Source organism: Deltaproteobacteria bacterium, assembly GCA_030654105.1.
Classification (GTDB): Bacteria; Desulfobacterota; SM23-61; order SM23-61; family SM23-61; genus JAHJQK01.
Window position 1 is genome coordinate 1 of the sequence record JAURYC010000349.1, and the last position, 12,219, is coordinate 12,219.

General features: G+C 53.5%; 12 protein-coding genes and 1 pseudogene. All 13 read left to right on the forward strand.

Translation table 11 applies throughout. The features are described 5' to 3' along the window. Positions 1-58 precede the first annotated feature (58 nt). The 13 genes and pseudogenes from Q7V48_15370 to Q7V48_15430 all read left to right on the forward strand — a co-directional run bounded on the left by Q7V48_15370 (position 59) and on the right by Q7V48_15430 (position 11,726). Positions 59-1,321 carry an ABC transporter substrate-binding protein gene (locus Q7V48_15370; protein ID MDO9212104.1) on the forward strand — a complete coding sequence of 421 codons (1,263 nt, stop codon included), beginning with the start codon at positions 59-61 and terminating at the stop codon, positions 1,319-1,321. Positions 1,322-1,464: 143 nt separating this feature from the next. Beyond that, positions 1,465-2,334, forward strand: coding sequence for a branched-chain amino acid ABC transporter permease (locus Q7V48_15375; protein ID MDO9212105.1), 870 nt, complete (start codon positions 1,465-1,467; stop codon positions 2,332-2,334). A gap of 25 nt (positions 2,335-2,359) precedes the next feature. Further along, the gene (locus tag Q7V48_15380; protein MDO9212106.1) at positions 2,360-3,325 is read left to right on the forward strand and encodes a branched-chain amino acid ABC transporter permease; all 966 of its coding nucleotides are present in this window, start codon (positions 2,360-2,362) and stop codon (positions 3,323-3,325) included. After that, positions 3,325-4,062 carry an ABC transporter ATP-binding protein gene (locus Q7V48_15385; GenBank protein MDO9212107.1) on the forward strand — a complete coding sequence of 246 codons (738 nt, stop codon included), beginning with the start codon at positions 3,325-3,327 and terminating at the stop codon, positions 4,060-4,062. The genes Q7V48_15380 and Q7V48_15385 overlap by 1 nt, the downstream gene beginning before the upstream one ends. After that, the gene (locus Q7V48_15390; GenBank protein ID MDO9212108.1) at positions 4,040-4,747 is read left to right on the forward strand and encodes an ABC transporter ATP-binding protein; all 708 of its coding nucleotides are present in this window, start codon (positions 4,040-4,042) and stop codon (positions 4,745-4,747) included. Before Q7V48_15385 ends, Q7V48_15390 begins: the two co-directional genes overlap by 23 nt. Before the next feature lie 123 nt (positions 4,748-4,870). Beyond that, positions 4,871-5,020, forward strand: a pseudogene (locus tag Q7V48_15395) (heterodisulfide reductase-related iron-sulfur binding cluster). Between the two features lie 66 nt (positions 5,021-5,086). Then, positions 5,087-5,554 (forward strand): hypothetical protein, encoded by a 468-nt coding sequence (locus Q7V48_15400; GenBank protein ID MDO9212109.1) that lies wholly within the window; start codon positions 5,087-5,089, stop codon positions 5,552-5,554. Between the two features lie 30 nt (positions 5,555-5,584). Then, positions 5,585-7,678 carry a hydantoinase/oxoprolinase family protein gene (locus Q7V48_15405; GenBank protein ID MDO9212110.1) on the forward strand — a complete coding sequence of 698 codons (2,094 nt, stop codon included), beginning with the start codon at positions 5,585-5,587 and terminating at the stop codon, positions 7,676-7,678. Between the two features lie 70 nt (positions 7,679-7,748). After that, positions 7,749-9,449, forward strand: coding sequence for a hydantoinase B/oxoprolinase family protein (locus Q7V48_15410; protein MDO9212111.1), 1,701 nt, complete (start codon positions 7,749-7,751; stop codon positions 9,447-9,449). A gap of 147 nt (positions 9,450-9,596) precedes the next feature. Then, a complete protein-coding gene (locus tag Q7V48_15415) occupies positions 9,597-9,806 on the forward strand; it encodes a hypothetical protein (GenBank protein ID MDO9212112.1) in 210 nt (69 codons plus the stop codon). Beyond that, entirely contained in the window at positions 9,807-10,760 is a 954-nt protein-coding gene (locus Q7V48_15420) for a uroporphyrinogen decarboxylase family protein (GenBank protein ID MDO9212113.1), read from the forward strand. 356 nt (positions 10,761-11,116) lie between these two features. Beyond that, positions 11,117-11,572, forward strand: a complete 456-nt coding sequence (locus Q7V48_15425; protein MDO9212114.1) for a hypothetical protein — start codon at positions 11,117-11,119, stop codon at positions 11,570-11,572. 1 nt (position 11,573) lies between these two features. Then, complete coding sequence (locus Q7V48_15430) at positions 11,574-11,726, forward strand: hypothetical protein (protein MDO9212115.1); 153 nt, start codon at positions 11,574-11,576, stop codon at positions 11,724-11,726. The last annotated feature ends 493 nt before the right edge of the window (positions 11,727-12,219 follow it).

A 12,219-nucleotide genomic window follows, 5' to 3' on the forward strand; every position in this document is an offset into this window, starting at 1 on the left:
TTAGGGTTGGATTGGGGTAAAATAGGGTCGTCTAAAAAAAAGAAAGGAGGTTCTTGCAATGAAAAAAAGCTTTTTTGTCTTTCCCATCATCCTTCTTCTATTGGTTACTCTTCCTGTTACCGTTAGTGCGGCCGACGTTAAGATTGGAGTGATCTATCCCATGTCCGGCCCGACGGCTCAGGCCGGGGTCGACGACAAGCACGCCATCGAGCTGGCCCTGGATATTATCAACACAGACAAGTACAAACATTTAAACCTACCCCTCTCTAAAACTGTAGGCCTCCCCAATCTGAAAGGGGCCAAGATGTCCGTGACCATTGCCGATCATCAAGGCAAACCGGACCTTGGGCTGAGCGAGGCCGAGCGTCTGATCACTCAGGAGAAGGCCGCAGCCCTCTTCGGCTGCTACCACAGTTCAGTGACCGAGACCGCCAGCATGGTGGCCGAGCGCATGAAGGTCCCATTCTTCAATGCCGAGTCCTCTTCTCCCAGACTCACCCGTCGAGGGTTCAAATGGTTCTTCCGCAGCTCGCCCCACGACGAGACTTTTTCGGAGGGCATGTTCCAATCCTTGGAAGACCTTGAGAAGAAACGGGGGATTAAGTTCAAGACGATTGCCGTGATGTACGAGGATACCCTTTTCGGGAAAGACAGCAGCCGCATCGAGAAAGAATTGGCTGCCAAAGCTGGGTACAAGGTCGTTGCCGACATTGCCTATCGCTCCCGAGCCACCAGCCTCACCCCCGAGGTCCAGAAATTGAAAGCAGCCAACCCGGACGTTCTCTTCCCCACTTCTTACGCCTCGGATGCGATTCTCCTCTGCAAGGTCTCCAAGGACCTCGATTACAACGCCCCGATTATCATGGCTCAAAATGCCGGACACACGGATCCCTCCTTTGCGGAGGCTTTGGGGAAAAATGTCGATGGAATTTGCAGCCGCACGGAATTTTCTCTGGACTTGGCCAAACATAAACCCATGCTCACCGAAATCAATGAACTTTTCAAGAAACGTTCGGGAAGGGATTTCTCCGGGACCTCCGCCCGGGCCTTCGTGGGGTTCTTTGTTCTGGCCGATGCCATTAATCGGGCCGGCTCCACTAAGCCCGAAGCCATCCGCGAAGCCCTGATCAAGACCAACATGCCCGCCGAGCAATTGATCACCCCCTGGCGGGGCGTGAAGTTTGATGAAACGGGGCAGAACATCCTGGTGGATGCCATCGTCATCCAGTACCAGGGAGGAAAACCGTCCACGATCTGGCCCTTTAATCTGGCCGCCAAAGAAATGATCTACCCCATTCCCAAATGGTCTGAGAGAAAGTAAAAAACACTTTTTCATTATCCCCGGGGACGTAACGTCCCTCCGCCCCTCCTTCCTAAAGGGGGGAACGGGGGGATTTTCCGGGCGATGCTGGACGATTCGTAATGACAACATTCTTTTGCCGTTCACTATAGAAAGGGAACTTCATGTATAATTCAGAAATCATCCTCCAGACCGTGATCAGTGGTTTGTTGATGGGTTGTATTTACGCCTTGGTTGCCGTCGGCCTTTGCTTGATCTGGGGTCTGATGGAAATCGTTAATTTCGCCCATGGCGAGATGCTCATGCTCGGGATGTTCACTTCTTTCTGGATGTTTACCCTTTACCATATCGACCCCATGCTCTCTTTGCCCCTGTGCTTGGTTATCCTTTTTTTAATCGGGGTGGGCACCTATTTCATCATTATCAAAAAGATTCTCAAAGCGCCTTTCTTGGCCCAGATTTTAGCTACTTTCGGGCTGGGGATTTTCTTGCGCTACCTGGCCCAATTCCTGTGGACGCCTGATTTCAGGATGATCAAAAACCCTGCTCTGGCCGGCCGGATTAGTTTGGGCGGTATCTTTATCGGCGTTCCCGAACTCACCGCCAGCATCATCACCGTCCTCTCTTTTTTACTGCTCTACTGGTTCATCAATAAGACGGAGATCGGCACCGCGATATTAGCGACCAGCGAGGACCGCGAAGCTGCCTCCCTGATGGGTATCAACAGCGACAAAATGTTCGCTCTCGGATGGGGAATTGGTGCCGCCTGTTTGGGGGTGGCCGGAGCTCTGATGTCCAATTTTTATTACATCTTTCCCGAGGTAGGCTTCCCCTTTGCCTTGATCGCTTATGTGGCCGTAGCCCTCGGGGGATTTGGCTCCATTCCTGGATCTTTTGTCGCCGGGATTATCATCGGTCTGGTGGAGTTTTTGGGGGGTCTTTTTATTGCTCCGGCTTTTAAATACACCTTTGTTTTTATCATTTATCTCCTGGTAGTCTTCATCCGGCCCCAGGGTCTGTGGGGGAGATACTAACTATTTTTTTGGGGAGAAAAAATTCATGGGCGAGAAAAAAAATAGATGGATTTGGCTGGCGATCGGAGCCCTCCTCCTTTTAATTTACCCTTTCTTTCTCACCCTTCCTTTCCCCAGGCACTTGATGATCATGATCTTTCTTTACGCCTCCCTGGGATTGGCCTGGAACATGATCGGGGGTTACGCCGGCCAGATCTCCCTTGGTCACGCGGTCTATTTCGGAGCGGGTGCCTATACCTCTACTCTGATGCTCATGAAACTGGGAGTGACTCCCTGGATTGGCATGATCGTTGGCGGGTTCATATCAGTTGGCCTGGCTTTCATCATCGGTTATCCCTCTTTTAAGCTGGCCGGGCATTATTTTGCCATTGCCACCATCGCCATCGGAGAAATCGCCCAGCAGTGGATGCTCAACTGGGACTGGGCGGGCGCGGCAGTGGGGTTAACGCTGCCCATTCTTCCCGAGTCTTTTTTAAATATGGAATTTCACACCAGTAAAGTGCCTTACTATTACATCGCTTTTGGAATTTTCAGCCTGACCATTCTCGCCACTTACTGGGTCGATCGTTCCAAGCTCGGATACTATTTCAAGGCCATTAAGGGCGACTTAGAAGGGGCCCGCAGCTTGGGAATCAATGTGGCCCGGTACAAATTCTACGCTCTGGCTTTGAGCGCCTTCTTCACCTCCATCTGCGGTTCATTCTACGCCCAGTATGTTCTGTTTATTGACCCGGACAGCGTCTTCCCTTTGATGCTTTCCATCATTGTTTGTCTCGTTGCTACCCTGGGAGGTGTAGGCACGGTTTGGGGGCCGGTAATCGGCGCTTTCATCCTCATCCCCATTTCGGAGTTTACCCGCATCCAGTTTGGGGGAGGGGGCAAGGGGACCGATCTGATCATTTACGGGTTCCTCATCATGGTGATCTCCATCTATCAACCCTTTGGGGTCATCGGCCTCAGCAAGCGTTTTAAGAAAAAGGAGTCGGAGTAATGGCCCTTATCGAGGTAAAAGGTCTCACCAAGAATTTTGGTGGGCTGATGGCCAACGATCACATCGACCTCACCGTAAATGAGGGAGAGATTGTCGGCTTAATCGGGCCCAATGGCGCCGGTAAAACTACTCTCTTCAACTGTATCGCCGGGTTTTACCCTCCCAGCGGGGGGAGTGTGCGCTTTAAAGAGGAAGAGATTAGCGGGTTACCGGCCAATGACATCTGTCTTCGCGGCATTGCCCGGACATTCCAGATTGTCCGGGTTTTTAAGGATATGACCGTCTTGGATAACGTTATGATCGGCGCTTTTAATCGCACCAACTTAACGGCCACGGCCACAAAGAAAGCCTTAGAGGTCTTGGAATTCTGTGGCCTGGCTTCGAAGAAAAACTTCCTGGCCGGAGGGCTGACCGTGGCCAACAAAAAAAGATTGGAGTTTGCCAAAGCTCTAGCAACCAGCCCTTCGCTTCTCATGCTCGACGAGGCCATGGCCGGGCTGAACCAGACCGAGACTGTGGAAGCCATCGAACTGGTGAGGAAAGTCCAACAGTCCGGAATTACCGTGATTCTGGTGGAGCATGTCATGGAGGTGGTGATGCCCATCTCCAACCGGGTGGTAGTCCTGAATTATGGCCAGAAGATTGCCGAGGATGTACCAGAAAAGATTATCCAGCATGAAGAGGTAATCAAGGCTTATTTAGGAGATAAATACCATGCTTCGCGTCGAACGCATTAAAGTTTCCTACGACGATGTCCCGGCCCTACATGAGGTATCTTTTAAGGTGGAACCGGGCCAAATCGTCTCCATCGTCGGGGCCAATGGGGCCGGAAAGAGCACTATTCTCAGAGCCATTTCCCACACCCTCCATCTCGATGAAGGGTCCATTCTCTTCGAAAACCAGCGCACCGATCAGATTCCTCCCCATCGAGTGGTGGAAAGTGGCATCGCCCATGTGCCCGAAGGAAGACGCCTTTTTGCGCGACTGACCGTGAATCAAAACCTCATCCTGGGAGCTTACACCAATAAATCGCCGGACCACCGGGAAGCTACTTTGAAGACCATCTTCAAGCTCTTTCCCGTTTTGCAGGAGCGGCAGAACCAGCGGGCCGGGACCCTCAGCGGAGGGGAACAGCAGATGCTGGCCATCGCCCGCGGGTTAATGTCCAAGCCCAAGCTCCTTATGCTCGATGAACCTTCCATGGGGATCATGCCCAAACTTATAACCGAAATCTTCGAGATGATTCAGCGGTTGAATAAGGAAGAGGGGATCACCATCCTGCTGGTGGAACAGAATGTTCAAGAGGCTTTGGAACTGGCAGATTATGCTTATGTTTTGCAGACTGGGCGGATCGTCATGGAAGGAAAACCCGCCGATCTCCTCCAAACGGACCTGATCAAGAAGGCATATTTAGGGCTGTGAAATAGTAAATGGAGAATAGAGAGTTGTAAGTTGACAAAGGGAGGGGGAAGAATTTCAATTTTTCCCTTTTTCTTTTTTGGAGATTGGTTTTGCTTTGCTTAAAGAGAGGCAGAGCCCGACCGCTGTTGCGGATTGGGGGGGGGTTTTGGCTTGGAAAATTACGAGCTCTCAGCGAAGATCTTAGACCATAAAATGGAAGATATCGAGAAGACGGGCGCAGAGATTGTGGCTACTGGCTGCATGGGGCCCGGAGAAAATCATCGTGGTCCATGATACGAAGACGGGGATGAAAGGGATGTTGGTGATCGATAATACCGCCCGGGGGCCGGGGAAGGGCGGGTGCCGTATGGACGCGAATATGACCCTTATGATGAGTTGGGAATCACCGGGTATGGAGTGGTGGAAGCTGCGGAGTGTGCCGCTCCCTACCGGAATATTGAATTGAGTAAAGCGACGGTAGCAATTCAGGGTTTTGGGGCGGTAGGGGCCTTTAGTGCCAAGTTTATCAAGGAGAAAGGGGCGAAAGTGGTGGCGATCTCTTCCGTAGAGGGGGCGTTTTACAATGCGAAGGGGTTGGAAGTGGACAAGCTTTTGTCCCTCAAGGAGAAGTGGGGGGACAAGGCTGTTTTGAAATATAGCCAAGGGCAACAAATTCCTTTGGGCAAAAAATTAAGTGGAATCGGCCTTTCTGCGGAAACGCCGAGCAGTAAATCGGTGGGCCGAGAGATGGGTAAAAAAACTTATAATTTTATGGACGACCCCCATTTACGCGGACCCAATAGGCTTGAAGATTTTTGGCTGCAATAGATAATGGAGAAACGAGCGGAGAGGATCGCAGTGGCTAACGAATACCTGGTGGGTATCGACATCGGTGGAACGTTCACGGATGTGGTCATCCTCGATCCAGATTCCGGCTGGGTTTCCTTGGGGAAGCGGTTGACTTCCACGGATAACCCTGCCCGGGCGGTCATCGAGGTGATTCGGGAGATGATAGAGCGCGACGGGATTGCCGCTCGCCAAGTGGTCAAGGCCATCCACGGAACGACATTGGTGACCAACTTGATCATCGAGCGCAAAGGGGCCGTGACCGGAGTTCTCACCACCCGCGGCTTCCGGGATGCCCTGGAGATTGGCCGAGAGATGCGCTACGACATATATGATATTTTCCTCGAGCTGCCCAGGCCACTGGCCCCTCGGCGACGGCGGGTGGAGGTCACCGAGCGACTGGACAACAACGGTCAAATCTTGATTTCCCTCACGCCGGAGGAGGCTGAACGGGCGGTAAATGAACTTCTGGCTCTCGGGGTGGAATCGGCCGCCATATCCCTTCTGCATTCCTTCCGAAACCCCACCCATGAGCGGATGCTCCGCGACTTGCTCTTGGCCAAACGCCCCGGATTTCCCGTCTCCATCTCCTCGGAGGTTGCGCCCGAGGTGCGCGAGTACGAACGGACTTCCACCACCGTGGCCAACGCCTATACCATGCCGGCGGTCCGCCGGTACATGGAAATTCTGGAAAAAGGCCTTACTGAACTCGGGATCGGGGGGCGGCTTTACATTATGCTCTCTACCGGGGGGATCACCTCTCCCCAGACCGCAAGCCAGCACCCTATACGCCTGGTCGAATCCGGACCTGCCGGGGGAGCCCTGGCCGCCGCCTGGATTGGAGGGCAAACGGGGCAGGCTAACGTTATCTCCTTCGACATGGGAGGCACCACCGCCAAAACCTGCATCATCCAAAACGGCGACCCCGTTAGGGTCAACGAATTTGAGGTGGGCCGGGTCTATCGCTTCAAGAAGGGGAGCGGTTTCCCGGTCAAAATTCCGGTCATCGAGATGATCGAGATTGGTGCGGGGGGCGGCAGCATCGCTGCGATTGGACCCCTCGGGCTCCTCAGCGTAGGTCCGGAAAGCGCCGGGGCTGACCCGGGCCCGGCCTGCTATGGCCGCGGCGGCAAGGACCCTACGGTGACTGATGCCGATCTAATCCTTGGCTACCTGGACCCCAATTTCTTCCTGGGCGGCGAGATGAAACTAAATCCGAAACTTGCCGAGGCCGCCTTGCAGGAAAAAATCGCCGGGCCGCTCAACCTGTCCTTGGAGCGTGCAGCCTGGGGGGTGCACGAGGTGGTCAACGAGAACATGGCCAACGCCTCCCGGATTCATGCGGTGGAGAGAGGAATCGACTCGCGGCGCTTCTCCCTGGTGGCCTTCGGGGGGGCCGGACCCGTGCACGCCTACCAGGTGGCCGAGAAGTTGAGGCTGGAGACGATCATCGTGCCGCCCGCGGCTGGCGTATGCTCCGCTTTTGGGTTCCTCTTAGCCCCCATGTCTTTCGACTTGAGCCGCAGCTACATTACCAGGCTGGAAGAGCTGCAGTGGGAAAGATTGAATTTCATCTACGCCGAGTTGGAATCGAAGGGCCGTGAGCTTCTCCTGGATGCCGGCGTCGCTTTAAAGGATATGCAGTTCATTCGTTCGGCGGACATGCGCTATGCGGGGCAGGGCTTTGAGATCAGCATATCGCTCCCGGGAGGCGAATACGGCCTGGGGCAGCGGGAAGAATTCCGCCGCGCCTTCGAAAAGGAGTACCAAGACATATACCAGCGCTTATGCCCGGGAATCCCCATCGAGGGTGTGAATTGGCGGCTTGCCGCCACGGGACTGCGCCCGCAAATCGGCGCAGGGACATGGTGGTCCAAGGGCGCAAGCCTTGCCGAAGCCATCAAGGGGGGACGCCGGGTCTATTTTCCCGCGGCGGGAAGGTATGAAAAGGTGCCGGTCTACGACCGGTACCGCCTGCCTGTTGGCGTCAAGATCGATGGGCCGGCCATTGTGGAAGAGAGGGAGAGTACGGTCGTCATGAACGGACCGGGAACGGCCTGGGTGGATCCGTCGGGCAGCCTGGTGATCCGCTTGGTAAGACATTGAATGGACGAAACATGCTCTTCTGCCAAAAACACACACTTGCATTCATGGGAAGGTCCAACTGAGCAGCGATATGAAAACGAACCCATTTGATCCGATCACCCTTGAGGTTCTCTGGAACCGCCTTATCTCCATAACCAACGAGCAGGCCGCGGCCCTTATGCGCGCAAGTTTCACCACCGTGGTGCGCGAAGCGGGCGATCTCTCCGCAGGCGTCTTCGATGCGAGGGGAAACATGATTGCCCAGGCGGTTACCGGAACACCCGGTCACATCAACTGCATGGCTACCTCCGTGCGCCATTTTCTCCGTGAGTACCCCATGAAAAACCTACAGCCTGGAGACACGCTCGTAACCAACGACCCCTGGTTAGCCTCTGGCCATCATCACGACCTCACGGTGGTGACTCCCGTCTTCCACCGGGGACGGGCCATAGGGCTTTTCGCCAACACCTGTCACGTTATGGACATTGGCGGCCGCATCTTCGGCGCCGACGCCCCCTCCATCTACGAGGAAGGGCTGGCCATCCCGATCATGAAATTGGTGGATGGGGGACGCATGAATGAGGACCTCATCCGGATCATCCGCGCAAATGTCCGTGTTCCCCAAATGGTACTGGGGGACGTTTATGCCATGATTGCGGCCAACGAGGTGGGCGGTAAGAAGCTGGTGGAGATGATGGAAGACCACGACCTTTCCGACCTGGACGGACTATCGACGGCCATTATAGAGCGCAGCGAGCACTCCATGCGGGAGGCCATTCGGGCCATTCCCGACGGAACCTATTGTCACCAGATCGACATGGACGGTTTTGACGAGCCCATCGCGGTTAAGCTTGCCATCACGGTAGCCGGGGACTGCATGATCGCCGATTACACCGGGACCTCTCCCCAGTCGGACCGCGGAATCAACGTGGTCTACAGTTACTGCCACGCCTACACCACGTACCCTATCAAGTGCTCGGTGAGCCCGGAAGTCCCGAACAACGAGGGAAGCTTCCGCCCCCTTACCGTAATCGCACCCGAGGGCTGCATCCTGAACTGCCAGCGTCCCGCTCCAGTGGGAGCGCGCCACATCCTGGGCCATTTCCTTTCGGCGGCGGTCTTCGGGGCGCTCAGCAACGTGATCCCCGACCGGGTCATTGCCGAAGGAGCCCAGAGTCTCTGGAACACCCAGTTCGACGGCACCGACGAGCGCGGCGATCATTTCTGCTACGTTTTCTTTTCCGCCGGGGGGACCGGCGCCCGCCCGACCAAGGACGGCCTCTCGGCCACCGCCTTTCCCAGCGGCATTCACGGCGTACCCGTGGAATTGGTGGAAAATGTATCCCCCATATTCATCGAATGCCGCGAGCTTATCCCGGACAGCGGCGGGCCCGGGAAATTCCGGGGCGGTCTGGGTCAGCGCATGGTTCTTAAAGTACGCGGAGGACATTCATCCCAGCACTCACCCATGTATGACCGCATCCGCTTCGCGGCAAAGGGGTTCGCAGGGGGACTCGACGGGGCGAAGGGTCGCATTTACCTGGATGACGGGACCGTGCCCCATGCCAAAACCAAGTACATCCTCAAGCCCGGCCAACGGGTCACCCTGGAGCTTCCCGGGGGCGGAGGCTTCTACCGGCCCGAGGAACGTGATCCCGAGATGGTACGCGAAGATGTCATCAATGGGCTCGTAAGTCTTGCCCAGGCAAGGGAAGTCTACCGGGTCGCGCTCGACCCGGCGACCTCGAAACTCGATCTGAAGGAGACCGAAAGGCTGCGAACCGCAACCTAGGAATCAATTTTGCTTTTTCCCGAGGCCCAAGAATATAATTCCCTTCTTGAAGTCATCTGTTTTGATCAGGAAGAATTCGACAGAAATGGCGGGACCTTTCCTGCAGCTTGCCCTGACCTGTAAAACTGGATTTTGGAGGTTGAATCTATGGATTCCAGGGAACGAATTCTGATAGCCCTTTCACATCGGGAGCCGGATCGGGTTCCCTACGATCTAGGAGCTCTGGGTCCCAGTGGAATCTCCATACAGGCTTACCGGAATTTACTGAAGTATCTCCATGCGGACGAAAAAGGAGAAGTTGGGGATACCGCCAGCCAGCGGGCGAAATTAAGCGAAAATTTTTTGCAGAGGTTCTGAGTGGACACCCGGTCTTTCCGGGTCCGCCCTAAGGGCTCCTGGTCATTGAAGATGCAGGAAGAGGGAGGTTATTCCTTTTTCTACGATGAGTGGGGTATCGGACGGAAGCTGGCCAAGGACCAGGGGCTGCATTTCTTCATCTTCCATCAACCGTTATCCGAAGTTGAAACCTCCGATCTCCCGCGCTTTCCCTGGCCGGATCCGCTGGATCCCAACCGTCTTGCGGGAGTGGAGAACGAAGTCCTGGCGGTGAGAAAACAGGCCAATCCCGCCTTTGTCCTGGGGAGTCCGTTTTCCTCGGGGCTGCTCCAATTTGGAGCCCAGCTCGAGGGGCACGAACGTTTCTTTACCGATCTCGTCCTCGACCCCCGGCGAACGGAATGGCTTCTGGACAAACTCCTCCAGCTGAAACTCAGCTTTTACCAGAATGTCTTAGACCGCATGGGGGAATGGATCGACAGCGTTGGTGAGATGGATGATTTCGGGCATCAACACAGCCTGTGGGTTTCGGTCGAAATGTTCCGCAAGCTGATCAAACCCCGCTATGCTGAGCTTTTCTCTTTTATCAAAAAGCGGTACGGCAAGAAAATCCTTCTCCATTCGGACGGGGCTATACACCCGCTCATACCCGATATCATCGAGATGGGGGTGGAAATCTTAAACCCAATTCAGGTAGGGGCGAAAGATATGGGGGATACGCGAAAACTAAAAAAGGAGTTCGGCGACTCCCTCACCTTCTGGGGTGGCGGAGTGGATATTCAGCATACCCTTCCTTTTTCAACCCCGCAAGAGGTGGAAGACGAAGTAAAACGGCGCATCGAAGACCTTGCCCCGGGAGGCGGATTCGTATTCGCCGCCACCCAGGCCATCCAGCCCGAGACTCCACCCGAAAACATCATGGCCATGTGGAAGGCGCTGCAAAGCTACGGGATTTACCGTGGGAATTCTAATTAAAAAGGAAAATGGGGTTAAATAATTCAGTATTGGCTTAAGAGGATTTGAGGTCATTTTCTTACCGCGGCCTGACGCCCTCGAATCCATTTTACTGGTGTATTCTATCATGTGATTGCCTGGGGAAATCACGGGCAGAAGATTTTCCGGGAAGATCATCGTTTCCTTCAGGTGCTGGATACCTTGGAGAAAGGGTTGAGCCAGGGGCAAGAAAGTCGAAATACTTAATTCGTTAAGCCCGTTTCCACAATTATCGTTAAAATTCAGCAAGAAATGAAAGTTTTTGACTTTTCTTCCCGTTCTTGTATGATGGTTAGAGAATTTCTTGATTTAACTTGATTTAAAATGGAAGTGTGCCCATGTCTTTCCGACCATTAAAAGAATTAACGGAGCACGATAAGAGACTCATCGCCGAAGAATTGAAAGCTGTATTTCACAGGCATGAAGAAATCTTGTTTGCCCTTCTCTTTGGATCCCTGGTGAATCCCTCCATGGCGGGGAAATATGGGGATATGGATATCGCCCTTTATGTGAGTCCCGATTTTATCCAAACAGCCGAATATGTGGTGGAAGCAAGAATCGAAGCGGAGATATACAATGCACTTACCCCAAGGGGAGTGAGTTTTCCTCCCCCCGAAGTCCTCATTCTCAATAACGCCCCCAACCATTTTCTGGTCAGGATTTTCAAAGGGAATTATGTAATTCTTAAGGGGGAGGAAGGCACCATCACGGATTTCATCGAAGAGATAGGGGAAAAATCGATGACCAATTTCCATTTCCGCATGGAATCCTTGCGGGAAGTCTTGGAAGGCTGAAATGGCGGCCTTGGATCAAGAAAAGGTTATTCGTTTCCTGGCAGAGATCGAAGATGCCAGGCAGGTTCTATCCGAAATAACCTCAGGGGATGCGAATGAATTTTTGCGCGACCCGATTAAAATCAGGGACCTTCCTACCTCGACACTATTTTAATTGTTGCAAGTCAGCTACCAATTGCCGAGCAGATTGGACTCTATTGCTAACAATTATCGACTAATGATTGAGGCTCTTGCAAAAGTCCGTAATTTACCCTTCGACAGGCTCAGGGTGAACGGGCTTAGGTTGAAATTATTTAGTTTTTCCGTTCGTGGTGAGCTTGTCGAACCACAAAAAAATACTTTTGCAAGAGCCTCGATTGTTATCGGATTTAGGTATCCCTTATTTCCCAGTCATTGTACACGTCCAATTCGGATAATTATCACCTTTGCCTTTGTTATTTCGCCAATGGAGGGGTTGAAGATTGCTGAGGTGATCTACTCCGCCTTTAGACACTGGGATGGTATGATCAATTTCCCACCCATAATCCCCAGTCATTCCATAGGCGACTATTGCGCTCCAAGCACTACATTGATCTTATCGGTACAGGGATGAATCATATCCGGAGATGATTTCACCTTTATTCCAGACGGTATTAATGATCGCCTGA